This is a genomic window from Holophagales bacterium (genome assembly GCA_016719485.1).
Lineage (GTDB): Bacteria > Acidobacteriota > Thermoanaerobaculia > UBA5066 > UBA5066 > UBA5066.
The window spans coordinates 13,234-37,346 of record JADJZB010000015.1; the positions used below are offsets into that span (position 1 = coordinate 13,234).

A 24,113-nucleotide genomic window follows, 5' to 3' on the forward strand; every position below is an offset into this window, starting at 1 on the left:
TCCCCCTGCTCTCGAAGATTCCGGCCCCCGCCGGGTCGCATCCGGTCCGACCGAGGAGCGTAGCAGGGGGCTGGGGAAGCGAGAAGAGGAACCGGCGCTCGGAACGCCGGCGCCCCTTCGTCCGTATATGCTTCAGACGATGGATGTGCGCGAAACCCCCGCCTGGCGGAAGGCCCTCGGCCTCGCCCACGAGGTGTGCGTCGCGCTCGAGGGGTCTGGAGGCCTTCCCGGCGACTCCGGACAGCGTCTGCGGCGCGCCGCGCTCGCAGTCCCCTCGCTCATCGCCGATGCCTTTCTGGAAACAGGCGCCGGCGACTGCCGGGAGAGGCTCGCCGCCGCCGCAACCCGGGTCGCAGAGCTCCGGCTGCTGCTCCTTTCCCCGGAACTGAGGCTGTTCGTTCCCGGCCCGGAGGCCGACGAGCTCCTCGAGGAGGCTGAGGCGCTGGCGGGCGAGATCCAGATGCTCGGCGGAAAGTGCCCCGAGGCGTGACCCTTCCCGATTTCCCGGCCTCCTGCTAGCGTCCGTGACGCTGGAAGGAAAGGAGACCCGATGACCCTCCGCCGCCTCGCCGCGACCCTGGCCGCCCTGGTCCTCCTCGCGGCTCCCTGCGCATTCGCCCAGGCCCCCACCACCGTCCCGGCTCCGGCCACGACGGAAGCCGCGCCCGCACCCGCCACCGAGGTCGCGCCGGCGACGACCGACGCCCCCGCCCCGGCCACGACCGAGGCCGTTGCTCCGGCAACGGAGACGGCAGCCGCCCCCGGGCACGCCGCCGCCCCGGCCCCGTCCCCGGAAGTCCCTGCCGGCACCTCCCAGACGACGACCATCGTCATCGGCCTGATCGTCCTCCTCCTCCTGATCGTCCTCGTCATCCTGGGGACCAAGAAGCAGGAATAGGGACAACCCTTCCAGGATACGGACCAGCACCGGAGCACCGGGGCACCGGAGAAGGGAGCCTCACCCCGGGAGTGGGTCCAGCTCGCCTCGGGCTGCGCGCGGCCGACCCGCAGGTCGTGCGGCGCTCAGCGCTCGGGTCGCTCGCGAACTCGCTCGCCTGTGGCTCGCTCAAACAGCGCTCGCATTCCCCCGAGCGCTTCGCGGCGCGCGCCAGCGGGTCCCCGGCCGTGCTCGAGTCGGCTCGCAGGACCCACCCCAGGGGTTCGGCCGCCCGGAGCGAGCATCCCAAAGGGTCAGGTCTACCTTCTACACTCTACGAGAGGGTCGCCCCGCCCGACCGCGCCCCAACGGGGCCAGGTCTAACCTCTGGCTCAGCGATCCGCGGAGCGTTTGCGCGGCAGCGACTCGTAGAGTGTAGAAGGTAGACCTGACCCCCTGGATGCAGTGCTGGAATCTCGCCGGCCGCGGGAGGGGCGGTGCGTCTCGCGAGCCGACCTCGAGCACGCCCGGGGACCCGCTCGAGTTCGCGAGGACCGGGCGGGGATCAGGCCCGCGCGCGTGTTTGACGAGCGAAGCGAGGAGTTCGCGCGGGCCCCCCGCCCGGCCGCAGCGAGCTCGGAAGCGGGTCGGGCGCGCGCAGCGGCGGCCGTGAGACGTACCGCCCCTCCCGCGGCCCCTTGCCGAAGCGACGTGACGTTGAAGCTGGAGCTCTCCCGGTCTCCCGGTCAGCTCACCCAGGCGACCCCGACTCCGAGGATGTCGACACCGGTCTTCGTCGGGATGATCTCGACCTTCTCGAACCGGGCGGGGTCGGGCGCGGCGACCTTGGCTTCCAGCTCCTCGAGCTCGGCCTTCAGGGTCTCGATCTTCGTCTCGGCGGCGCCCTCCATGCGGCGCTTGCTGAGGACCGAGCCGACCTTGCCGACCTTGAGCGACTTCCTCTTCGAGAAGAGGCCGCCGAGGACGTCCATCGCGGCGCCGGCCATCGAGGCCATCGTCTCCATCGAACGGGCCTTCTCGGCCTGCTCGGCGGTCGCGAGGTCACGACGCTTCTTCTCGATGCGCTCGACGAGGGCGGCCGAGGGCTTCGCCTTCTCGCCGACGCGGGCCGCGAAGTCGTCCTCGCCCTCGCCAGGGTTCGAGAGGAGACCCGACAGCGGGTCGCGGATCAGGGTCGTCGCGAGGAGGTCCGGGAGGCGCTCCTTCACGGCCTTCTCGGCTTCCTTCACGCCCTTGGTTCCCAGCCAGGAGGGGAGGTCGGCGTACTGGAGCGTCCGGGGCGCCGCGTCGAGGAGCTCCTTCCCTTCGAGATCGAGGACGTCACCCTGGACGACCTCGCGCGGCGTCGCCGCGTCGAGCGGGAAGAGCCTCGTCGTCGTGATCTCGTCCGACGTTCCCTTGCCGCTCTTGTAGCGGACCGCCGACTTCACCCACAGGTAGGGTGCCGCGCGGTCGCCGCCGCGACGGTCGAGCCAGCGGGCAGGCCACTCGGACGGGAGCATGGGCGGGCCCGCGGGGGTGGCAGGAATCGGCGGTGCAGGCGCGGCGCTGGCGGGCGCGGCGCTGGCGACCGCCGTCGCGGCGACGGATCCTGCAACGGCGGCAGCGCTCGAGGACGCGGGCACCGCCGGCGCCGCTTTCTTCAGCTTCGTCAGCTCGTCGCGCGTCATCGGGCCGCGCAGGTAGCTCATCGCCCAGCGGGTCTCGAAGATCTCCGGGCCCTTCCGGTGGACGTCGTGGAGAAGGAAGGTCCGCTTCTTCGTCTGGTTCAGGAGGGCGTCGACGTCGGTCAGGCCGGCGGCGTCGGTGAGGCCGTCGGCGAGGCGTCGCCGGTCACGCTCGGTCTGGAGGGTCCCGACCCACCAGCAGCCGCAGTTCGAGAGCCCCTTGTAGTCGAGGTCGACCGGATTCTGCGTGGCGAGCACGGTCCCGACGCCGAACGCGCGGGCCTGCTTGAGGAGCGAGAGGAGCGGCTTCTTCGTCGGCGGCTCTCCCGACGGCGGGAAGAACCCGAAGATCTCGTCGATGTAGATCAGCGCGCGCAAGGACGTGGAGCCGGGCTGCGAGCGGAGCCAGGAGCGGACGCGAGAGAGAAGCGTCGCGACGACGAAGAGCCGCTCGGGGTCGGAGAGGTGCGCGATCGAGAAGATGGAGAGCTTCGCGGGCCCCTCGCCCCCGCCGAGGAGGGCGTCGATGTCGAGCGGCACGCCGCCGCGGAAGGCGGACGTCGCCGGCGAGGCGAGGAGGCCGTTGAGGGCGAGGACGAGGCCGTCGCGCTCCTTCTTCGGGAAGAACGTCTCGAGCGGCAGCGCGCCGATCGCCCCGAACGGCGGCTGCGCCGCCGCGCCGACGAGCGACTCGAGCGTGGCCGTCTCTCCCTTGCCCCAGATCTCCTCGACGCAGCGTGCGAGGAGGATGAACTCGCGGGAGGAGACCGGGTCGGCGTCACGGCCGAGGAGGCCGAGGAGGCCGCCGAGGAAGGCGGTCATCAGGTCGCGCCCCTCCTCGCTCTCTGCGCCGTCGGGCGGCGGCGCGAGCGCGCCGAGGAGGTCGACCTGGACTCCGCTCTTCGAGCCGGGGGTGAAGATCGTGACGACGCGCGAGGCGGCGTATGCGGCGACGTCGGCCGCGGTGATCCCCCAGCTCGCGAGGCCCTCGCTCCACTTCTTCGCTTCGCCCTCGGGCGTTGCCTCTCCCCCTGCGGGAACCCACGGCGCGAACTCGTCCGGGGCGAGGCGCGGGAAGGCGAGCGCGAGGTTTCCGAGGTCCCCCTTCGGGTCGATCGCCAGGACGGGAATCCCCTGCTTGAGAAGCTCCTCGATCAGGAGAATCCCCAGGGCGGTCTTGCCGCTGCCGGTCATCCCGACGATGAGGCCGTGGGTCATGAGGTCGTCCGGGTCGAGCGCGAGCGGCGCGGGTGCCTTCGTCACGGATCGTCCGAGGAACAGCTCGTTGGCCAAGGTGGGACCTCCCGCGTGGAATCGGTGCCGGAGAAGGAGTTTACCGGCCTCGCGGACATAATCGCCGCATGATCGACGGTCGCAGCCCCGCCATCCGGGTCACCCTCATGCCGAAGGACACGAACGCCCACGGCACGATCTTCGGCGGCGTCCTGCTCTCGTACATCGACCTCGCCGGCGCCGTGGCCGCCCGCGCCCATTGCGACTACATGGTCACGGTGAAGATGACGGAGGTCGTCTTCCACGAGCCGGTCTTCGTCGGCGACCTCGTCTCGTTCTATTGCGAGGTGACGCGCATCGGCAGGACGTCGGTCACGATCAAGGTCACCGTCGAGGCGCAGCGCGCGCGGAACCCGGGCGCCGCGGTAAAGGTGACGGAGGCCGAGGTCGTCTACGTGAACGTCGACGAGGAACGCCGGCCGACGCCGATCACGCGGAGACTCTCGCGACCCGATCCCGGCGCGTAGGCGCCCCCACGCGATCGAGGTGGGGACCGCTCCCTGCAGACGACTTCGCAGCACCCGGACCAGGACAGGTGCCCAGCGATACCAGGCCGCCTTCGCAGTAGACGAAGAGCCGCGCGGCTGGCGTGCAGCCGTCATCCAGGCGGAGTTGCGCGCCGGACGCCGACGACGTGAGGGTGACGCAGTCCGGCGGCGCCGAACCCGTTCTCATGAATGGGGCCGTCGGACCCCGGGGGTGGAGCTCATAGATCCTGTCCCGTTCCCGAACCTCGACCCCGTCGGACACGTGCTGTAGCTCGATCGTCGAGAGCGCCCAGGCCCGCCCCGCTCGACCGGGCGGAGAGAAGAGAGCAACGGCCTCGGCGAAACCGTTGCGAAACACGTACGCCCCCCGGAGGTTGTCGGGTACGCAGACGGCGACGTACGTTTCACGCGCGTCCGCCACGGCGTCGCCGACCATCCGGCGCGTGGTGTCCCCGGCCCATCTCCAGTTCAGGTTGACGCGCTGGAGGAGGCCGAAGTACAGGACGAGCAGCGCGCCCCCGGCGAGCCTCCAACCCCGGCGGGACGGTGCGAGGATCGTGACGAGCCAGGCGAGAGCCATCGCAACGAACGCGGACGGAAAGTAGAGGAAACGGTCGCTTTCCGAGGTGAAGAGCCTCGTCGGCAGGCTGATGGCCGGCAGCATGGCCAGGATCCAGCCGAGCGCCGCGAACCGGACCTGACCGAAGCGATGGCGTTGAGTCCCGAACAGGGAACGGGCGACCAGGAACCCGGCGGTCGCCGTGAACGCGATGACGACGGTGGTCACCGCGTCGTACTGGCGCAGGGTGCCGCGGACGCCCAGGAGCCATCCCGGCCAGTAGGCGAGAAGCGACTTCGCCCCATCAATGAAAACCGTCTCGATGAAGGCGCCTGGTCCCGGCAGCCCCCCTCCCGGGGGGCGAAAGGGATGCTCGAGGAGTCCGACGCGAGCCGCCAGGTACGCCCCGAGAACGGCCACGTGCGGGAGGATGAACAACGCGTCGTTCCGGACCGCTCTCTCCGCGTCAGCGGCCGGCCGCCGCCATCGGATGAGGGCACCGATGATCAGGGGCAAGGCGGCCGCGGACTCCTTGCTCGCCAATGCACCGGCGTAGGACGCTGCCGACAGCACCAGCCATACGCTCCGGCGGGAACGCTCCCAGCCAAGCCACGCGACCAGCGAGGCCAGGGCGAGGAGGGCGGCCAGGAGATCACACCGCCCCGACACCCATGCCACCGCCTCGGCGTGCGAGGGGGCGACGAGGAAGAGGGCTGCCGCGAGGACCGCCGCCCGCAACGCGCCCCGCTCGTTCTCCGGATCGCGACTGCGCCGGGCGAGGCCATGCACGAGGACGCCGACCAGAACGGAGCAGAGGGCGTGCAGGAGGACGTTGTGCACGTGGTAGAAGGCGGGCTGCAACCCCCACAGGGCATGGTCGGCGGCCAGCGACACCGAGGTCAGCGGCCTCAGGAAGACTCCGCCTCCGCACCACAGCCCGGCTGCCCCTCTCGATCCCAGGATGGCCAGGTGGCTGAAATCGTCCGACACGAAGAACGCCCCCAGAACGATCCCGTAGGCGCCGAGGGCAGCGAGAGTCGCCGTCGCGACCCACACCGACGGGCGTTCGAACATTCTGGACACGAAAGCCCCTCCGCAAGCAGCTCGACGGCAACATCATGCCAGATCCTGGACGCCGACGACCCTTCAGCGCGTGCCGGCTTGCAGTCGGAGAGCCGACCCGGTCGACAGGAAAGCACCGGCGGACGCCGTTCCCCGATTCACTCCTCGCGGTGTGGCGCCGTGCGAGTCTTCTTCACCTTCGCGTCCCGCTTCTTCGATTCGATCCGCCGCTCGCGCGACCCGGCCGAAGGCCGCGTGGCACGGCGCCGCTTCGGAACGACGAGCGCCCTGGTGACGAGGGCACGCACCTTCTCCCGCGCCGTCTCGAGGTTCCGGTGAAAGTCCCGGCTCTCCCCCGCCGTCACACGCAGGCGCCCTTCCGCGTCGCGGCGCCCTTCGGCCAGCGCCGCGAGGCGGCCTCGCGCACCCTCGTCGAGGCCTTCGACGAGAGCGAGGTCGACGACGAGCTCGGCCTTCGACGCGACCTTGTTGACGTTCTGGCCGCCGGGACCACCCGAGCGGACGCCCCGCGCCTCGAGTGCGGCGGCGGGAATCCTCACTCCGGAAACGATGTCGATGGGGTCGGGCATGGTCGAAGGGAATCGTGACACAGCGGAGCGGGAATCGGGCAGGGAGACGGGCCGTAAGATAACGGCCGAAGACGCCCCGTGGGAAACATCGCCGAGGACCTGCGACAGTACACCCGGTGGCTCCCTGCAGCCGTCGCGGATCTTGCCGTGGCGCTCCTTGCGGTGGGTGGATCCACGGCCCTCGTCAGGCTGATCGAACTGAACTCGACGACGGCCGGCCTGGTCCTCCTGGTGGTCGTCCTCGGCATCGCCCTCGCGCGAGGGCTGCGCGCCGCGGTGATCGGCGCCTTCGCCGCGACGCTCGCCTTCAACTTCTTCTTCCTGCCGCCCCTTCACACTTTCACGATCGCCGAGCCCGCGAACTGGGTCGCGCTCTTCTGCTTCCTGATCGTGGCGGTCGTCGTGAGCCGGCTCGTCCTCCAGGCGCGCGAGCAGGCCGCCGACGCCCTGCGGCGACGCCGGGAGATCGAGGTTCTCTACGACCTCTCGGTCGACCTCTTCACCACCACGAATCGCGTCGGCGTCCTCGGCGAGGCCGCCGCGAGGGCCCTTCGCTCCGTCGGCGCAGGCGGCGGCGGGCTTCTCGAGAACGCCGAGGGAAGCAATCGTCCGACGGTCGTCTCCTGGTCCGGACGCGACCTGGCTCCCGAGCACGAACGCCTCGTCCAGGTCGTCCTCGACCGGGGAGAGGTCGCGGAAGTGCCGGCGCCGGGCGGCGCACGCGACGTCTACTTCCCGCTCCTCGTCGGCGGGAAAGCCAGCGGCGTCCTCGTCGTGCTCGAGACGCAGGCGGGCCGGACCGTGCTCGACCCGGTCGCCCGGCTCGTCGCCCTCGCCATCGAGCGGGAACGCTTCCTCTTGGAGAACGCTCACCTCGAGGCCCTCCGCCAGAGCGAGAGCCTGAAGACTTCCCTCCTGCGCGCCGTCTCGCACGACCTGCGGAGCCCCCTCACGGCGATCGGCCTCTCGATCGAGAGCCTCCGGCGGCGGCTCGCAGGGCAGGCCGAAGCCCGGACGGCGCTCGACGACCTCGCGCGAGAGAGCGGCCGGCTCGCCCGCCGGATCGACAACCTCCTCGCCCTCGCCCGCCTGGAAGCGGGCCGGAGCGTCCCCCACGCGGAGCCGACCCCCCCGGCGGACCTCTTCCGGGCGGCGAGGGAAGGGCTCTCTCTCGTGCTCGTCGCGCACCCCGTGCACGTGTCGATCGCGGCCGACTGCCCCGACGCTTTCGCCGACCCGTCGCTCGTCGTCGAGGTCCTCGTCAACCTCGTCGAGAACGCGGCCCGAGCCGCGCCCGACGGGACGGCCGTCGAGCTGGCGGCGGCCCGCCACCCGGTCGAGCCCAGCCTCGTCCGTCTCGAGGTCGCCGACAGGGGCCCCGGCTTCGTCCCGGAAGCCCTTCCCGGAGCGGAAGGGGAACTCGCCGACGGCGGTCGCAGGGGTCTGGGCCTCGAGATCGCGCGCGGCCTCGCCGTCGCGAACGGCGGCCACCTGTCGTTGCATCCGCGACCCGGCGGCGGGACGATCGCCCGGGTGGACCTGCCCGCCGCCCCGCCTGTCGAAGGGATGGAGACGTGATCCGGACGAGCGCCTGTGTCCTCGTCGTCGAGGACGACCCCACGATCCGCAGGGGTCTCGCCGCAGAGCTGACCGAAGCGGGCTACGAGGTCCTCGAGGCGCCGGAGGGCCGCCAGGGGCTCGCGCTCTTCGAACAGGGGGCGCCGGACCTCGTCCTCACCGACCTCGCCATGCCCGTCGCCGACGGTTTCGAGCTGATCCGCGGGATCCGCAGGTCGGGTGCGACACCGATCGTCGTCCTCTCCGTCCGCGGCGCGGACGTCGACAAGATCCGGGCCCTCGACCTCGGCGCGGACGACTTCGTCACGAAGCCGTTCTCAGTCCCGGAGCTCCTCGCGCGCCTGCGCGCCCAGCTCCGACGGAGCGGCGTCGTCCCGGCCCGGACCGTCCTCGAGTTCGACGGCCTCTCGATCGACCTCGAACGGCGGCGCGTCGTCCAGGAGAGGCGCGAGGTGAAGCTGACGCCGACGGAGTTCGCCATCCTCGAGCTCCTCGCGACGAACGCCGGGAAGCCCATCACGACGGCCCGGATCATCGCCCGCGTCTGGAGGGGGGCGCCGGGAACGACGGTCGACGTCGTCCGCGTCCACGTCGGCACCATGCGAAAGAAGCTCGAGCCCGACCCGGCCACGCCGCGCTACGTCGTCACGGAGCCGTGGGTCGGCTACAGGTTCGTCGCCGAGCCGCTCCCGGACTGACGGGCCCTCAGACCTCCGACTGGATCGGCATGATTACCGAGTGCATTCCCTCCATCTGGAGGCGCCGTTGCAGCGCGAACGGCGTCTGGTTGTGCAGGAGCCGGTTCAGGGCGTTTTCCTGGGGAAAGACGAGCTTCGACATGAAGAAGATCGGCCGGTCCCAGTCGCCCTTGACCTTCAGGCAGAGGTCGACGAGCTCGTCGAGGAGGTCCGTGCCGACGGAGAGATGGTGCTCCGCGGCCAGGCCGTTGCCGCGCGCGAACTCGACGTAGCGGACGAGATCCCTCTCGGTCTCCTTCCGGAGGTTCTCGAGCTCGCGCGTCCCCTTGAAGCTGGCCGAATCGACGACGCCGACCGACAGGAAGATGCAGTGCTTGAAGTAGCCCGGGAAGTAGCGCTGGACGTTCAGGAAGGAGTGCATCCCGAGGCCGTTGAAACCGGAGACGAGAAAGACGGCCGTCGGCGTTCCGCGTTTCGGCGGCTCGATCCTCGGGAACGAGCCGGTGTCGCGCGGCTTCGGCGGACGGAGGGTCGTCAGGACGTCGTCCGTCCGCTTCAGCAGAAGCCGGAGCGAGCTGTAGTGCCTCCGAACGAGAACGCAGAGCCCCACGACGGAACCCGTGATCAGGACCGTGACCCAGCCTCCCGCCCGGAACTTCATCAGCACGGTGGCCGCCAGGAGCGTGGCCGTGAGCGAGAGGCCGAGGCCGTTGATCGCGAGGTGACGCTTCCACGCCGGGTCCTCGCGCCTCACCTTCCACCAGTGGACGCACATGCCGAGCTGGGAGAGGCTGAAGGTCAGGAAGACGTTGATCGAGTACATGATCACGATCACGTCGATCGACCCGCCCGTGTAGAGCAGTATCCCGACCGCGGCTCCCCCCATGACCAGGATCCCGTTCTGCGTCACGAGCCGGTCCGAGAGCAGGCTGAACCGGTGCGGGACCCAGGAGTCGATCGCCATGTTCGACAGGACGCGGGGCCCGTCGAGGAACCCGGCCTGGGCCCCGACGAAGAGGAGCGCTCCCTCGGCGACGAGCGTCAACAGCAGAAAGCCGCCGGAAAGTGAGCCCGGCCCGAGAGCTTCGGTCGCCAGCTTCTCCGTCAGGACCGCGTTGAGCGTCCGGCCCGGGGCCCGATGCACTCCGGCCAGGAGGTAGCAGAGGATCAATCCTCCCGCCGTGAGGGAGAGCGAGACCGCCATGTAGAGCATCGTCCGGCGCCCCGTCTGGACGCGCGGCTCCTTCAGGATCTGGAGCCCGTTCGAGATCGCCTCGATTCCCGTGTAGGTTCCGCCGCCCATCGAGAAGGCCCGGAGGAGGAGGGCAAGCGTTCCGAAGGCCCCGAGCGCCGTCCACGTCTCGCGGGTCTCCCGGGCCGTCGCCGACACGACCTCGGGCATCGCCGAGGCGTGGCTGCCGATTCCGAAGGCGATGAGGAGGACGTGCGTCACCAGGAAGAGGAGAAAGATGGGAACCAGTACGAGGACGGATTCCTTCACCCCTCGAAGGTTCAGGACGATGAGGAAGGTGACGAGGATCAGCGCGAGGACGAGCTGCTCCTTCTGGGTCACGACCCTCGGCGCGAGGGAGCAGAGCGCCGCGACCGAGGCCGCCACCTGCATCGCGATCGTCATCGCGTAGTCGACGACGAGGGCCGAGCCCGACACGACGCCCGCCCCCTTCCCGAGGAGGCTCGTCGCGACGAGGTAGCCGCCGCCGCCGGAAGGGAACAGGGAAATGATCTGGGCGTACGAGGCGGAGATGACGGCGATCGTCACCATCATGGCGATCGCGAGGAACACCGCGAGGTGGCTGTGCTCCCCCAGGGTGATGAACGCCTCTTCCGGGCCGTAGCAGGACGAGGAGAGCCCGTCCGCCCCGAGCCCGACCCAGGCGAGGAAAGCGGCGAGCGAGAGGTGGTGGAAAACCCTGGGGTCGAGGGGGTCGCGGCTCTTTCCGATGACGAGTCGCCGCGCGGCCTGGAGGATCGACATGACCAGCCGGCAACTCTACCGGCCGGGTGCGGCCTCGCGGAAGGGCTCAGACCCTCCGGTGGCCTTCCGACGGGTCGATCTTTAGCCTTTCTTTAGATCGCTGGGTTCTGCTCGAGGCCACGCGCCTCGCCTGGCTCGCGGCGGCCCTTCTTTGCGCTTTCTTTCGCCCCCCTTCCGGACTTCTTGACGCGCGCAGGGGCACCTTCCCCATCGGAAGGAGTCCCCCATGACCACCCTCCTCGTCCTCCTCGCCGTCTCAGCGGTCCTGTTCGTCGTCGAATCGTCCGGGACCAGGCCGGGCGACCCACTTTGAGCACACCCGGTGGCCCCGTGCCCGGAGAGAACGCCCGATGACGGACGCCCTGCTCGTCCTGGCGACGCTTCTCCTCGGAGGGCTCGCTCTCCTCTACGTCCGCGGCTGTGCCGCCCTCCTCGAGAGGGACCGTGATGAGCGCTGAGTCTGCCCTCGGTCTCGTCCTGTCGGCGCTGGCGCTCGCCTACCTCCTATTTGCCCTGCTGAGGCCGGAGAAGCTCTGAAGTGACGACACTCGCGTTCCTCAAGATCGCGGTTTACTTCCTCCTCGTCCTCGCCGTGACGAAGCCCCTCGGCCTCTACATGCGCCGGGTTTTCTCCGGCGAGAAGACGTTTCTCGACCCCGCTCTCGGTCCCCTGGAGCGTCTCGTCTACCGCCTGGGCGGCGTCGAGGCGAGGAAGGAGCAGGACTGGAAGGCGTACGCCTCCTCCCTGCTCGTCTTCTCCGTCCTCGGCGTCCTCGGCGTCTACGCCGTCGAGCGGCTTCAGGGTCTCCTGCCGCTGAACCCCGACCGCCTCCCCGCCGTGCCGCCCGCCCTCGCCTGGAACACGGCGGTGTCGTTCGTCACGAACACGAACTGGCAGGCCTACACGGGCGAGACGACGATGTCGCACCTGACCCAGATGGCGGCGCTCGCCCTTCAGAACTTTCTCTCGGCCGCCACCGGCATCGCAATCGCGGTCGCCGTGATCCGGGGGATCGCCCGCGCCGAGGCGAAGACGATTGGGAACTTCTGGGTCGACCTGACGCGTTCGACCCTCTGGGTCCTCCTTCCCATCTCGCTCGTCGCCGCGATCGCCCTGATGTCTCAGGGCGTCGTCCAGACCTTCTCGGCTTCGGCGGGGGTCACGACGCTCGACGGCGCGACGCAGACGATCCCGCTCGGCCCGGTCGCCTCCCAGGAGGCGATCAAGGAGCTCGGGACGAACGGCGGCGGCTTCTTCAACGCCAACTCCTCACACCCGTACGAGAACCCGACGCCCGCGACGAACCTGCTCGAGATGCTCCTCATCTTCGCCATCCCGGCTGGCCTGACCTACACGTTGGGATCCATGACCGGAAAGCTCCGGCACGGATGGGCGGTCTTCGGGGCCATGAGCCTTCTGTTCCTCGCCGGCGCGGGCGTCACGGCCTGGGCCGAGACGCGGGGCAACCCGATCCATCACGCCGCCGGGGTCGACGCCGCGGCCGGGAACATGGAGGGCAAGGAGGTCCGCTTCGGACCGGGCGACACCGCCCTCTTCGCCACGATCACGACGGCCGCATCGTGCGGCGCCGTGAACGGGATGCATGATTCCTTCACACCCCTCGGCGGCCTCGTCCCGCTCGTCAACATCCAGCTCGGCGAGGTGATATTCGGCGGCGTCGGCGCGGGCCTCTACGGCGTCTTCGTCTTCGTCGTCCTCTCGGTCTTCATTGCCGGGCTGATGGTGGGCCGGACGCCCGAGTACCTCGGCAAGAAGATCGAAGGGGCGGAGGTGAAGCTCGCGATGCTCGCCGTCCTCGTCCTGACGTTCTGCATCCTGGTCGGGACGGCGGCCGCCGTCACGACGAAGACCGGCCTCTCCAGCCTCGCGAACGCCGGCCCCCACGGCCTCTCAGAGGCCCTCTACGCCTTCACGAGCGCGGCCGGCAACAACGGCAGCGCCTTCGCGGGGCTCAACGCGAACACGGACTTCTTCAACGCCCTCCTCGGCGTTTCGATGTTCTTCGGGCGGTTCCTGATGATCGTCCCGATCCTCGGGATGGCCGGGTCGCTCGCGGCGAAGAAGAGACAGGCGGAGTCCGCCGGGACCTTTCCCGTCGACGGCCCTCTCTTCACCCTCCTCCTCGCCGGCGTGATCCTCGTCGTCGGGGCCCTCACCTTCTTTCCCGTCCTCTCCCTCGGTCCGGTCGTCGAACACCTCCTGATGGCCGCGGGCCGGACGTTCTGAGGCGGAACCGATGACCAAGCCCTCCGAGATCAAGCTGCTCGACCGCGCCCTTCTCACCCGGGCCGCGGCCGTCTCCTTCCGCAAGCTCCACCCGCGCCACACGGCGAGAAACCCCGTCATGTTCGTCGTCGAGGCTGGCGCCGTCCTCGCGACGCTCGCCCTCCTCGGGGTCGGGACGCGCGGGTCCCTCCTCCTTCCAGCTCCAGGTCGTCCTCTGGCTCTGGGCGACCGTCCTCTTCGCGAACTTCGCCGAGGCGGTCGCCGAGGGGCGCGGAAAAGCCCAGGCCGATTCGCTCCGCCGGACGAAGACGGACTCCGTCGCGCGGCGCCTCGTCGGTCCCGAACGACGCGAAGAGAGCGTCCCTTCCTCCACGCTCCGGAAGGGCGACCTCGTCGTCGTCGAGGTGAACCAGCTGATTCCGGGCGACGGGACCGTCGTCGAGGGGATCGCGTCGGTCGACGAATCCGCCGTTACCGGCGAATCGGCCCCGGTGATCCGGGAGGCGGGGGGCGACCGTTCGGCGGTCACCGGCGGGACGAAGGTCCTCTCCGACCGGATCGTCGTCGAGATCACCTCCGAGCCCGGCTCGACCTTCCTCGACCGGATGATCAAGCTCGTCGAGGGCGCCGAGCGGCAGAAGACGCCGAACGAGATCGCCCTCGACATCCTCCTCGCGGGCCTGACGATCGTCTTCCTCTTCGCGACAATCACCCTGCGGCCCTTCGCCCTTTACTCGAGGAGCGACCTTTCCCCGACCGTCCTCGTGGCCCTTCTCGTCTGTCTCATCCCGACGACGATCGGCGGCCTCCTCTCGGCCATCGGCATCGCGGGGATGGACCGCGTCCTTCGCCACAATGTTCTCGCCATGTCGGGCCGGGCCGTCGAGGCCTCGGGCGACGTCAACGTCCTCCTCCTCGACAAGACGGGAACGATCACGCTCGGCAACCGCCAGGCGGCCGAGCTCTTCCCGGCGCCCGGTGTCGACGCCCGCGAGCTGGCCGAGCTGGCCCAGCTCGCCTCGCTCGCCGACGAGACGCCCGAGGGGCGCTCGATCGTCATCCTCGCCAAGGAGAGACACGGAATCCGGGGTCGCGAGCTGCGCGATCTGCACGCCCACTTCGTCCCGTTCACCGCCCGGACGCGGATGTCGGGCCTCGACTTCGAAGGAGGACGAAAGGTACGGAAGGGGGCGGCCGACACGGTCGACGCGTTCGTGAGGGCCGCGGGCGGGAGCTTTCCCGACGAGGTCCGCCGCGACGTCGCCCGGATCTCCGGCGAGGGGGGGACGCCCCTCGTCGTCACCGACGGCGGGAAGGTCGCCGGGACGATCTATCTCCAGGACGTCGTCAAGGGCGGGATGAAGGAACGGTTCGACCGCCGCCGGGCCATGGGAATCCGGACGGTGATGATCACGGGCGACAACCCGCTCACCGCGGCGAGCATCGCGAGGGAGGCCGGCGTCGACGACTTCCTCGCCGAGGCGACGCCCGAAGACAAGCTCGCCCTCATCCGGAAGGAGCAGGCCAGCGGGAACCTCGTGGCGATGACCGGCGACGGGACGAACGATGCCCCGGCGCTCGCCCAGGCCGACGTCGGGATGGCGATGAACACGGGGACCCAGGCGGCGAAGGAAGCCGGGAACATGGTGGACCTCGACTCGAACCCGACGAAGCTCATCGAGGTCGTCGAGATCGGCAAGCAGCTCCTGATGACGCGGGGCGCGCTGACGACCTTCTCCATCTCGAACGACGTGGCGAAGTACTTCGCGATCCTCCCCGCTCTCTTCGTCGCGACCTTTCCCCAGCTCCAGGCTCTCAACGTCATGAAGCTCGCCACGGCCGAGAGCGCGATCCTCTCGGCCGTCATCTTCAACGCGCTCATCATCGTCGCCCTCATCCCGCTCGCGCTCCGGGGGGTCTCGTACCGGCCCCTCGGCGCGGGGCGAATACTCCGCCGCAACCTCCTGATCTACGGTCTCGGGGGCCTCACCGCCCCGTTCGTCGGGATCAAGGCGATCGACCTCCTCCTCGTGGCGCTGAAGCTGGCCTGAGGTGACCTCCGTGAAAGAGCACGTCTTCGTCTCCGTCCGCCTCCTCGTCGTCTTCACCCTTCTCCTCGGTTTCGGCTATCCCGCAGCCGTCTGGGCCATCGGCCGCGTCGCCTTCCGGGACACGGCCGGCGGTTCGTTCGTCTCCCGAGACGGAAAGGCCGTCGGTTCCTCGCTCATCGGCCAGGCCACGACCTCCACCGGGCTCTTCCGGACGCGCCCGTCCGCGGCCGGCGGTGGCTACGACGCCGCGGCTTCGTCGGGCTCGAATCTCGGCCCGACTTCGAAGGCTCTCGCCGACCGGGTAACCGCGGAGGTCGCGAAGGCGCGCGCGGAGAACCCCGCTACGAAGGGACCCGTCCCGGCCGATGCCGTGACCGCATCGGGCTCCGGCCTCGACCCGCACGTCTCTCCCGAGTTCGCGCTCTGGCAGGTGCCGCGCGTCGCGAAGGAGACCGGGATCCCCCGCGGCCGACCTCGAGGGGCCTGGTCGCGCGCCGCACCGAAGGCCGCTTACTCGGGCTCTTCGGCGAGCCGCGTGTGAACGTCCTCATGCTGAACCTCGACGTGAGGGAGAGCTCCAGGACCATTCCGCGACCGTGACGCCCCGATAATCGAGATCGTGCCGAGAGCCACAGACGACCGGCGCCCCGACCCCGAGGCTTTTCTCCGAAAGCGTCGCGGGACGCCCGCCTCGGGAAGCTCAAGGTCTACCTCGGGATGGCGGCCGGCGTCGGAAAGACCTACAAGATGCTCGACGACGCCCACGGCCTGAGGCGCCACGGGACGGACGTCGTCGTCGGGTACGTCGAGACACATGGGAGACCGGAGACCGAAGCCCGGATCGGCGACCTCGAGGTCGTCCCGCGCAAGCAGGTCAGCTACCAGGGGGTCGTTCTCCCTGAGATGGACCTCGACGCCATCCTGAAGCGCCGGCCGGACGCCGTCGTCGTCGACGAGCTGGCCCACACGAACGCGCCGGGCAGCCGGAACGAGAAGCGCTGGAAGGACGTGGAGGAGATCCTCGCAGCGGGGATCTCGGTGATGGCCGCCGTGAACGTCCAGCACCTCGAGGGGGTCCAGGACGTCGTCGGCTCCGTCACCGGGATCGAGGTTCGGGAGCGCCTTCCAGACCGCATCGTCAGGGACGCCGACGCCCTCGTCGTCGTCGACCTTCCCGTCGAGGAGCTGAGGGAGCGGATTCGCGTCGGCAAGGTCTATACGGCCGAGAAGGCGGAGCAGGCCCTCTCGAGCTTCTTCACCGAAGAGAAGCTCACGCGCCTCAGGGAGCTGACGCTCTTCCAGACGGCGGACCACATCGAGGCCGACGCCCACGACAGCGGCACGCTCGAGGCACCCGCGCCCCAGGCCCGCGTCGCCGTCGCGATCCCCCTCGCCCCGGAAATCGCGAGAAAGTTGATCCTGCGCGCCTCCCGGACGGCGGGCCGGATGAACACGCGGTGGTTCGCCCTCCACGTGCGGCGGTCGCGCGAGCGCCCCGAGCGTCTCTCGGCGCGCCAGCACAGGGCGCTCACCGAGAACGTCGAGCTCGCGATGACGCTCGGTGCGACCTTCGTCGTGAGGAGGCGGAGGACGTGGCCGCCGAGATCGTCCGATTCGTCCGCGAGGAGACCGTCGCCGTCCTGATCGTCGGCCCCCCGTCGCGTCGCGGCCTCTTCGCGCGCCTCTTCCCCGGAATCGTCGACCGCCTCCTCTCCCGGGCGGACGGCTTCGACCTCCTCGTCGCGGACGCCGGAGGCGACGAGGAGCCTTGAGAGCGGACCCTCTGCGATGATCCGCGCGTGAGCGGACGCGTCGTCTATTCGAGCGACAAGGGGCGGGTCTGCCCGACGTGCGGCTGGCCGGCGAACGACTGCCGCTGCTCGAGGAAGCTCGACGAGCCGGTGCCTGCGAAGGTGACGGCGAAGCTGCGGATCGAGAAGAAGGGGCGCGGCGGGAAGAGCGTGACGGTCGTCGACGCGCTCCCGGACAACGGGCCCTTCCTCGAGGAGCTGGCGAAGGCGCTGAAGAAATCGTGCGCGGTAGGCGGCACGGTCCGGCCGGGCGCCATCGAGCTCGCCGGGGACGTGAGGGGCAGGGTCCGCCCGCTTCTGGCGGCACGCGGTTTCGTGGTCAAGGGCTGACGGCCGCGCGGCCGAGAAACGACCTCGCCGCGCCGTCGCCCGCCGTTCTCCCCGTCGCCCACGCCCACTGGAAGTTGAAGCCCCCGATCGGACCGATGGCATCGAGGATCTCCCCGGCGAGGAAGAGGCCTGAGACGAGCCGGCTCGCGCCGCTGCCGGGGTCGACCTCCTCCAGAGCCACGCCGCCGGCCGTCACCTCCGCGGTGCGATAGCCCTCGGTCCCCTCGACCGGGAGCGGGAAAGCGGTGAGAGCGCGGACGACCTCGTGCCGCGCCTCGCGCGTGAGTCGGTGGAGCGGCACGTCGCCCGCGACACCCGCCTCGCCGAGAACGAGGGCGGCGACGCGATCCGGCAGCGATCGCCGCAGGACGCCCATGACGGAGCCGGAGCCGGAGTGGGCTCGGAGGGCCGCGTCCCACTCCTCGGCGCTTCCGCCGAACGACACCGTCACGACGAAGGGCCTGCCTTCGGTGAGTGCCCGCGAGGCGACGTGCGACACGTCGAGGACGGCCGGGCCGCTCCAGCCCTTGTGGGTGAAGAGGAACCCGCCGCGGGTCGTGACCGACTCGCCGCCGCTCGTGGCAGTGACGGCGACCTCGAAAGAGACCCCGGAGAGCGCCGCGTGGGCGGGCGATGAGCCCGTGAGCGGAACGAGGGCGGGGCAGAGAGGCCGAATCGTGTGGCCGAAGAGGCGGCCCAATCGAACCCGGCCGCGTCCGCTCCGCCGGCGAGGACCGATCGGCCTCCGGTCGCGAGGACGACGCGGGAGGCGGAGAGGGAGTCCCCGTCGAGACGGACGTCGAAGCCGCCGCCCTCCCCGAGCGAAACCTCTCGCACGGGCATCGAGGCCCGCACCTCGGCCCCGGCAGCCCTCGCGTGCACGACGAGCGCATCGCGCACGTCCCGGGCCCGGTTCGACGGCGGGTAGAGCTTCGCCGAGTCCGGCTCTTCGCGAAGGGGCCCTCCGAGGATCTCCTCGAAGAAGGCGCGCTGCCCGGAGAGCGGAAAGCGGTCGAGATAACGGTCGACGAGCCGGCGCGGCGAGGAGGAGACGAAACGCGCCCGCGCCTCGCTCAGCGGGAGGACGTTACAGTGGCCGCCCCCGGAGACCAGGATCTTCCTCCCCGGCTCGCGCGCCGCCTCGAGGACGACGACCGGCGCGTCGCTTCCCGCTTCCCGCAGGCGGGCCGCAGCCGACGCGGCGGCGAGAAGCCCCGCGGCCCCGCCGCCGACGATCACGATCCCCGCCTCCATCGCGGAGATAATGCAGCCTCCCGGAACCGGGTCGCATGACAAATCTCGTTCGCCGCTGCGTTTACACGCTTCACTTCGTCGCCGCGTCGATCGTGGGAGGCCTCCTTCTTCCCGTCATCTCCGCCGCGGCGCTCACGATCGCCCTCGTCCGCGGGCCGAAGGGGCACGCCGCCGTCTTCGCCGCCCGAACCTACTCGCGGGTCATGCAGAGGGTCCTCGGCTGGAGGATCGAGGCCGAGGGGGTCGAGCGACTCGCGAGTATCAGCCCTTCGGTTGTCATGGTCCGCCACCAGTCGAACCTCGACGTCATCGTGGTGGGAGAGGTCTTCCCACCCGGCGCCATCGCCATCGGCAAGAAGCAGCTGGAGTGGATCCCGCTCTTCGGCTGGCTCTGGAGGGCGACGGGAAACATCCTGATCGACCGCCGGAACACGGCGGTCGCGATGGAGTCGATTCGCCGCGCGGCCGAGTCCGCGAAAGCGGTGGGAGTCTCCGTCTGGGTCGCGCCCGAGGGACATCGGAACATGGGTGCCGAGATGCTGCCATTCAAGAAGGGGGTCTTCCACCTGGCCCTCGGCGCTCAGTTCCCGATCCTCCCGCTCGCCGTCAGTCCGCTCTCGGCGGTCCTCGACGCACGCCGCTGGATCCTCCGACCCGGGACGATCCGCCTGCGCGTCCTCCCGCCCGTGCCGACCGCGGGCCTCGGCCCCGGGGACCTCGACGAGCTGATGGCACGGGTCCGCTCGGATCTGGCGAATGCGCAGCGCGAGCTCGCACCTGGCGCGGGCGAACCCATTCTCCCGTCGCCACGCGGCGCATCCGTCGAAGGGGCCCGCGCGTGAGGGGTCCGGTTCGCAGGGCCTTCGCGCGGGTCCACTTCCTCCTCGCCTGTCTCCTCGGTGTGCTCTCATTCGTCGCCGTGTCCGTCGGCGGCCTTCTCTACGTCGCCGTGCGCCCACGCGGCAATGCCTCGTTCCAGCTTTCCCGGAGCTTCCACTGGATCATGGTGACGCTCCTCGGCTGGCGGGTGACGGTGGACAATCGCGGCCGCCTCGCAGAATCGGCACCGGCTGTCCTCATGGCGACCCACAAGTCGAATCTCGACATCGTCGTCTACGGTGGGCTCTTCCCGAGGCGGGCCGTCGTCATCGGGAAGAAGGAGATCGAGAAGATCCCGGTCTTCGGCTGGTTCTTCCGGGCGGCCGGGAACATCCTCCTCGACCGCAGGGACCTGGCGAGCGCCATCGCGTCCATCGCAGCCGCCGCCGCGCGGGTGAGGGCGGAGCGGATCTCCGTCTGGGTCTTTCCGGAAGGGCACCGCAACGGGGCCCGACGCTCCTGCCGTTCAAGAAGGGATCGTTCCACCTCGCGATCGCGGCGCAGGTCCCTATCGTTCCGATCGTCTGCACGCCCCTCCACGACCTCCTCGACGGGCACCGCCTCCTCGTCTTCCCGGGGCGGATCCGGCTCCGGGTCCTCCCTCCGATTCCGACCGAGGGGCTGGGGGAGGAAGACCTCGAGACGCTCGTCTCGACGGTGCACGCCCGGATGCAGGAAGCGCAGGACCAGCTGGCAGCGGAAACAACGTAAGATACTTGGTTTGGTGGCTGGTCTCCCGGTGGCCGGATCGCCAGAAAAAGGACACCCGCGCATGAACGCGACGCCCCGTCCCCGCATTCGATTCGCTGCCGCCTTCGGCTTCGGCCTCGTCCACGCCGCGGCCCTGGGCGTGCTCGCCTTCGACTTCTCCTGGGAAGGGGTCGCCCTCTGCCTCGGGTCGTACTACCTCCGGATGTTCGCGATCACCGCGGGCTTCCATAGGTACTTCGCACACCGGACCTACCGGATGAACCGCTTCTGGCAGTTCGTCATGGCCTTCGTCGGCCAGACGGCGGCCCAGAAGGGGGTCCTCTGGTGGGCCGCGCACCACCGCCACCACCACCGCTTCTCCGACCAGCCCGAGGACATCCACTCGCCGGTCCAGAAGGGCTTCTGGTGGAGCCACATGGGGTGGATCCTCGCGGACGAGTACGAGGAGACGCAGTACGAGGCGATCCGCGACTTCACGAAGTTCCCAGAGCTGGTCTGGCTCGACCGGAACCAGTTCCTGGCGCCGATGCTCTACGGCCTCGGCCTCTGGCTCGCGTTCTCCTGGACCGGCCTCTTCTGGGGATTCTTCCTCTCGACGGTACTTCTCTGGCACGGGACGTTCGCCATCAACAGCGTGACGCACGTCTTCGGAAAGCGCGTCTTCGAGACGCGCGACACGAGCCGGAACAGCTTCATCCTGGCGCTCGTGACGATGGGAGAGGGGTGGCACAACAACCACCACCACTTCCAGGCCTCGGCCGCGCAGCGGTTCCTCTGGTGGCAGGTCGACCCGAGCCTCTACCTCATCCGCCTCGGCCGGCTGCTCGGGATCGCCAGGGACGTTCGCCCCGTACCCGACAAGATCGCCGGCCTCGCCCGGGAGCGAGCCGTCTGGCACTTCTCGTCCCGGACCTTCGAGAGGGCGCGGGATGCGTTCGACACGGCGCAGGCGGCCTGGGACGCCCGAGCCGAGCAGCTCTCGGCCCGCTGGGCCGAGAGCCGCGAGACGGCTCTGGCCTCGGCCTCGAGCCGGCTCGCCGAGCTCGAGGCCTCCCGCCTGCGCGCCGCCGTGCAGCTCGAGAAGCTCAAGGCCGACTACGCCGCAGCCCTCGCCGCCGCCGCGGCCGGCACGCGCCTGCGCGGCCAGCGCGCGAAGGCACTCGCCGAGATCCGCGTCGAGGAGCTCCGCGTCGAGATCGAGAGAACCCGCAGGAGCCTCGTCGAGGCGCTGGAGCGGCTCGTCGAGACGTCGGGCATGGGCGAAGGGCTCCCCTCGCCGGCCTGAGCGCCCGCGAGGAGACGAGGACCCGGCCCGGGATATGGGACCGGGAGCGGAAGACGACGGATCTCTTCAGCGGCTCGCGCCGAGGAAGACGGCCCCGTCGCCCGAGCCCTGGCCCGGCTCCGCGCCGTCGTTGACCGTGGCGTAGGAGACGACGGGCGCGGCCGGGGAGCCGCTCCCCACGTGTATCCAGCCCTCCGTGAGCCCCGGCGCGAGGCTCGAGAAGACCGAGCTCAGCTGCGTCCACTCCGACGTTCGGAGGTCGAGGTCCTTCTTCGCCGCAACCCGCCCTTCGGCGTCGAAGAGCCGGAGTCGGACCTCGGCGCGGATCCCCGGGTCGTTCTCGGGGACGACGATCGTGAGGTTCGTGCGCGAGACGCCGTCCTGGACTGCCGGGGCGAAGAGGCGCGCCGTGCGGATCCAGCCGTTCGACGTCGAGGCCACGGTGGCGACTCCGTCGCGCCCCCCCGGACCGCGGGTCCTCGTGCGGGCGAAGGCCACGACGCCCGCGAGCGTGCTCCCCGAGACGAGCGGCCGCCGCACCTCGCGCCCTCCCGGCCCCCCTTCGGCAGGGGCGCCGACATGCTCCAGGACGTTCGGGATTCGCACTGAGCCCCGTGCGGGGACGTCGACGATCGCACGTCTTTCCTCCCCCGCCCACCCCGCCCCGGAAGAACCGCAGCTCGACGGCGCGCGGCTCGGCGGCCGCGTTGAAGAGGAGAAGCTCGGTCTCGTAGCGGTCGGTCGAGAGCGCGACCGGAACGAGGAGTGCGGGGCGGTACGGGTCCGAGACCCACTCGTCGGGCAGCGTGCGCAGGGAACGAGCCGTCCGACGACACGGCGTCGTTCAAGACGGCGTATCCGTCGTAGCGCCCGGCCGCGGAGACGCGCTCGAGCCTCGCGAAGCCGGTCCGGGCCGCGAGGCCCGCGGCGCGAAGCACCCGGTTCCACTGGCGGAAGCCGCCGGGAGGAAGGGTCGCGTCGTCGAGCGTGGCCTCTCCCGGCGCCTTGGGATCCGTCGAGACGACGGTGACGCGCACGGTGACGTCGCCTTCGGCGGGCGACCCAGGGTTCAGGACCGCCAGGTTCGAGCGGTCGCCGTCGTCCTCGACGAGCCACGGGACCCACGAGACGCCCGCGGGCGAGGCGGCCGGCTCGTACGCCTCGATGCCGAGCGTGCCGCGGCCCGTGAGGCCCGGCGTCGTCGAGAGGACTCTCGCCGCCGCGAGGAGTTGGCTCGCCGGGATGCCGCGAACGTCCAGGCGGAGCGGCCCGGCCGCGCTCGCGAGCGCTAGGAGCTTTCCGCCCTCCCCCGCCGTCGAGAGGGTCACGACCTTCGAGGGCCCAAGAACGATCGTCCGCAGGGGCTCTCCGTCCCACGAGGCGCCGTCCCGGATCTCGACGCGCGCCTCGCCGGCCCCGGTGTTGAGGAGCGTGAGCTCGGTGTCGAACCGGGCGCCCGTCGCGCCGACGGTCCGGACGGCCACGGGAAGGACGAGCTGCGATGACTCGTCGACACAGACGCTCCGGTGGAAGACGAGGCGGTCCTCGGTCCCCTCGCGAAGGACGAGGAAGACGCCGGCCCTCCCCGAGCCCTCGAGGTCCGCGAGGACGAACGCTCCGATGAGCGGTAGGTCTTCCCCTGCGCGCACGAGGTCTCCCGCTGGCGTCGCCAGGACAACCCGAAGGCGCCCGCTCGGCTCCGGCGAGTAGGCGTCCGTGAAACGGAGCGCGAGGTCCAACCAGCCGTCGCCGTTGACGTCGCCCGGCTGAATAACGTTGAGGCCAGTGCCCGTCTCGAGGAAGGACGTGGGACGGAAGCCCTCGACGGAGCCCGAGATCACGCTGACGAGCCCGCCGCCCACTCGGAACCTCGCGCCACGGACGATCTCCGGGTGCCCGTCCCGGTCGAGGTCGACGGCAGAGAGGCCGACGATGCTCCCTCCGTGGCCGAACGTCTCCCCGTCGACCAGGCCGCCGCTCCCGTCTCCCCTGAAGAGCCTGAGGAACCCCGAGGGGGAGAAGCCGAACGAGAGGCCGACGAGGACGTCCGCGTGGCCGTCCCCGTCGAAGTCCGCGACGACCGGCAGGCCGCCGTCGTCCGCGTCGACGCCCGATTCCCAGACGATCTCCCTCGCCGGGCCGAACCCGCCGTGACCGTCGCCCGCGGCGACGTAGAGTCGGGCCCGCCGCGGGTCTCCCGGATCCCGAGTTCCCGTCCAGACGAGGTCGGCCCGGCTGTCCCCGTCGAGGTCCCCCAGCGCGCCGGGCCGGCACCGGCCCTCCGGCGGCTCGGCCATGAACGTGCCGCTGCCGTCGTTCCGGGAGGACCTGCCGCCCCGAAGAGGTCCTCGCGAGGAGGTCGACGTCGGAGTCGCCGTCCAGGTCCGCGACGATCGCGATGCTCCCCCGGCCTCCAGCGGGATTCCGCTCTGGGCAAACGAGCCGTCCGGCCGGCTCTTCCAAAGGCGCCAGGTGTCGGGGCCGGTACCCGGGAATCTGAGGATCAGGTCGTCACGCCGTCGCCGTCGCCGTCGGCGGGATAATCCCCTGCGGCGCGACGCCGCCGGGGAAACTCCACGACCCCGCACGCTCAAAGCGCACGGCTCCGCACCCGGCTCCGGAGATCCGCCGCGGCGGCGAACGGGAGCAGGAGAACGAGCGCGAGAACGTTCATGCTCGGAAGTGGCCGGTGAAGCGAATCTCCCACGAGGCAAG

18 protein-coding genes and 2 pseudogenes are annotated in these 24,113 nt (G+C 70.4%); 14 read left to right on the top strand and 6 right to left on the bottom strand.

All coding sequences use genetic code 11. The features are described from left to right. Nucleotides 1-139: 139 nt before the first annotated feature. Together IPN03_10065 and IPN03_10070 are read left to right on the top strand one after the other, a co-directional pair. Nucleotides 140-490, top strand: a complete 351-nt coding sequence (locus IPN03_10065) for a hypothetical protein (protein MBK9374050.1) — start codon at nt 140-142, stop codon at nt 488-490. 60 nt (nt 491-550) lie between these two features. Beyond that, entirely contained in the window at nt 551-898 is a 348-nt protein-coding gene (locus IPN03_10070) for a hypothetical protein (protein MBK9374051.1), read from the top strand. Between the two features lie 725 nt (nt 899-1,623). On the opposite strand, the gene IPN03_10075 is transcribed toward IPN03_10070, so the two are convergent. Continuing rightward, nucleotides 1,624-3,858 carry a DUF853 family protein gene (locus tag IPN03_10075; GenBank protein MBK9374052.1) on the bottom strand — a complete coding sequence of 745 codons (2,235 nt, stop codon included), beginning with the start codon at nt 3,856-3,858 and terminating at the stop codon, nt 1,624-1,626. 68 nt (nt 3,859-3,926) lie between these two features. Between IPN03_10075 and IPN03_10080 the strand changes: the two genes are divergently transcribed. Then, nucleotides 3,927-4,325, top strand: coding sequence for an acyl-CoA thioesterase (locus IPN03_10080; GenBank protein ID MBK9374053.1), 399 nt, complete (start codon nt 3,927-3,929; stop codon nt 4,323-4,325). Here the strand turns inward: IPN03_10080 and IPN03_10085 are convergent. Both IPN03_10085 and arfB read right to left on the bottom strand, forming a co-directional pair. Next, nucleotides 4,288-5,988, bottom strand: coding sequence for a hypothetical protein (locus IPN03_10085; GenBank protein ID MBK9374054.1), 1,701 nt, complete (start codon nt 5,986-5,988; stop codon nt 4,288-4,290). The genes IPN03_10080 and IPN03_10085 overlap by 38 nt on opposite strands. A 137-nt stretch (nt 5,989-6,125) precedes the next feature. Next, nucleotides 6,126-6,557 carry an aminoacyl-tRNA hydrolase gene (gene arfB / locus IPN03_10090; protein MBK9374055.1) on the bottom strand — a complete coding sequence of 144 codons (432 nt, stop codon included), beginning with the start codon at nt 6,555-6,557 and terminating at the stop codon, nt 6,126-6,128. A gap of 78 nt (nt 6,558-6,635) precedes the next feature. Here arfB and IPN03_10095 point away from each other — a divergent pair, with 78 nt between their 5' ends. Together IPN03_10095 and IPN03_10100 are read left to right on the top strand one after the other, a co-directional pair. After that, nucleotides 6,636-8,135 carry a DUF4118 domain-containing protein gene (locus tag IPN03_10095; protein MBK9374056.1) on the top strand — a complete coding sequence of 500 codons (1,500 nt, stop codon included), beginning with the start codon at nt 6,636-6,638 and terminating at the stop codon, nt 8,133-8,135. Beyond that, nucleotides 8,132-8,833 carry a response regulator transcription factor gene (locus tag IPN03_10100; GenBank protein MBK9374057.1) on the top strand — a complete coding sequence of 234 codons (702 nt, stop codon included), beginning with the start codon at nt 8,132-8,134 and terminating at the stop codon, nt 8,831-8,833. Before IPN03_10095 ends, IPN03_10100 begins: the two co-directional genes overlap by 4 nt. Before the next feature lie 7 nt (nt 8,834-8,840). Here IPN03_10100 and IPN03_10105 read toward each other — a convergent pair whose 3' ends face one another. After that, nucleotides 8,841-10,829, bottom strand: coding sequence for an APC family permease (locus IPN03_10105; GenBank protein MBK9374058.1), 1,989 nt, complete (start codon nt 10,827-10,829; stop codon nt 8,841-8,843). A gap of 447 nt (nt 10,830-11,276) precedes the next feature. Here IPN03_10105 and IPN03_10110 point away from each other — a divergent pair, with 447 nt between their 5' ends. The 7 genes and pseudogenes from IPN03_10110 to IPN03_10140 all read left to right on the top strand — a co-directional run bounded on the left by IPN03_10110 (nt 11,277) and on the right by IPN03_10140 (nt 17,269). Continuing rightward, nucleotides 11,277-11,366: a potassium-transporting ATPase subunit F gene (locus IPN03_10110; protein ID MBK9374059.1), complete on the top strand. Its 90-nt coding sequence runs from the start codon at nt 11,277-11,279 to the stop codon at nt 11,364-11,366. A gap of 1 nt (nt 11,367) precedes the next feature. Next, nucleotides 11,368-13,077 (top strand): potassium-transporting ATPase subunit KdpA, encoded by a 1,710-nt coding sequence (kdpA, locus tag IPN03_10115; protein MBK9374060.1) that lies wholly within the window; start codon nt 11,368-11,370, stop codon nt 13,075-13,077. A gap of 10 nt (nt 13,078-13,087) precedes the next feature. After that, a pseudogene (gene kdpB, locus IPN03_10120) lies at nt 13,088-15,128 on the top strand (potassium-transporting ATPase subunit KdpB). Between the two features lie 10 nt (nt 15,129-15,138). Further along, nucleotides 15,139-15,728: pseudogene (gene kdpC, locus IPN03_10125) on the top strand (potassium-transporting ATPase subunit KdpC). A 117-nt stretch (nt 15,729-15,845) separates the two neighbouring features. Continuing rightward, nucleotides 15,846-16,772 carry a sensor histidine kinase KdpD gene (locus IPN03_10130; protein ID MBK9374061.1) on the top strand — a complete coding sequence of 309 codons (927 nt, stop codon included), beginning with the start codon at nt 15,846-15,848 and terminating at the stop codon, nt 16,770-16,772. After that, nucleotides 16,721-16,900, top strand: coding sequence for a hypothetical protein (locus IPN03_10135; GenBank protein MBK9374062.1), 180 nt, complete (start codon nt 16,721-16,723; stop codon nt 16,898-16,900). The genes IPN03_10130 and IPN03_10135 overlap by 52 nt, the downstream gene beginning before the upstream one ends. Before the next feature lie 27 nt (nt 16,901-16,927). Beyond that, a complete protein-coding gene (locus IPN03_10140) occupies nt 16,928-17,269 on the top strand; it encodes a stress response translation initiation inhibitor YciH (protein ID MBK9374063.1) in 342 nt (113 codons plus the stop codon). 447 nt (nt 17,270-17,716) lie between these two features. On the opposite strand, the gene IPN03_10145 is transcribed toward IPN03_10140, so the two are convergent. Next, the gene (locus tag IPN03_10145; protein MBK9374064.1) at nt 17,717-18,523 is read right to left on the bottom strand and encodes an NAD(P)/FAD-dependent oxidoreductase; all 807 of its coding nucleotides are present in this window, start codon (nt 18,521-18,523) and stop codon (nt 17,717-17,719) included. 35 nt (nt 18,524-18,558) lie between these two features. Here IPN03_10145 and IPN03_10150 point away from each other — a divergent pair, with 35 nt between their 5' ends. Both IPN03_10150 and IPN03_10155 read left to right on the top strand, forming a co-directional pair. Further along, nucleotides 18,559-19,365 (top strand): 1-acyl-sn-glycerol-3-phosphate acyltransferase, encoded by an 807-nt coding sequence (locus IPN03_10150; protein ID MBK9374065.1) that lies wholly within the window; start codon nt 18,559-18,561, stop codon nt 19,363-19,365. Beyond that, nucleotides 19,362-21,398, top strand: coding sequence for a 1-acyl-sn-glycerol-3-phosphate acyltransferase (locus IPN03_10155; protein ID MBK9374066.1), 2,037 nt, complete (start codon nt 19,362-19,364; stop codon nt 21,396-21,398). The genes IPN03_10150 and IPN03_10155 overlap by 4 nt, the downstream gene beginning before the upstream one ends. A 230-nt stretch (nt 21,399-21,628) precedes the next feature. On the opposite strand, the gene IPN03_10160 is transcribed toward IPN03_10155, so the two are convergent. After that, nucleotides 21,629-23,695, bottom strand: a complete 2,067-nt coding sequence (locus tag IPN03_10160; protein MBK9374067.1) for a VCBS repeat-containing protein — start codon at nt 23,693-23,695, stop codon at nt 21,629-21,631. Nucleotides 23,696-24,113 lie beyond the last annotated feature (418 nt).

Coding starts and splice junctions, on each gene's coding strand:
- IPN03_10065 (MBK9374050.1), top strand. CDS start 140: ATGGATGTGCGCGAAACCCCCGCCTGGCGGAAGGCCCTCGGCCTCGCC.
- IPN03_10070 (MBK9374051.1), top strand. CDS start 551: ATGACCCTCCGCCGCCTCGCCGCGACCCTGGCCGCCCTGGTCCTCCTC.
- IPN03_10080 (MBK9374053.1), top strand. CDS start 3,927: ATGATCGACGGTCGCAGCCCCGCCATCCGGGTCACCCTCATGCCGAAG.
- arfB (MBK9374055.1), bottom strand. CDS start 6,557: ATGCCCGACCCCATCGACATCGTTTCCGGAGTGAGGATTCCCGCCGCC.
- IPN03_10105 (MBK9374058.1), bottom strand. CDS start 10,829: ATGTCGATCCTCCAGGCCGCGCGGCGACTCGTCATCGGAAAGAGCCGC.
- IPN03_10110 (MBK9374059.1), top strand. CDS start 11,277: ATGAGCGCTGAGTCTGCCCTCGGTCTCGTCCTGTCGGCGCTGGCGCTC.
- IPN03_10130 (MBK9374061.1), top strand. CDS start 15,846: ATGGCGGCCGGCGTCGGAAAGACCTACAAGATGCTCGACGACGCCCAC.
- IPN03_10145 (MBK9374064.1), bottom strand. CDS start 18,523: ATGGAGGCGGGGATCGTGATCGTCGGCGGCGGGGCCGCGGGGCTTCTC.
- IPN03_10150 (MBK9374065.1), top strand. CDS start 18,559: ATGACAAATCTCGTTCGCCGCTGCGTTTACACGCTTCACTTCGTCGCC.
- IPN03_10160 (MBK9374067.1), bottom strand. CDS start 23,695: ATGGCCGAGCCGCCGGAGGGCCGGTGCCGGCCCGGCGCGCTGGGGGAC.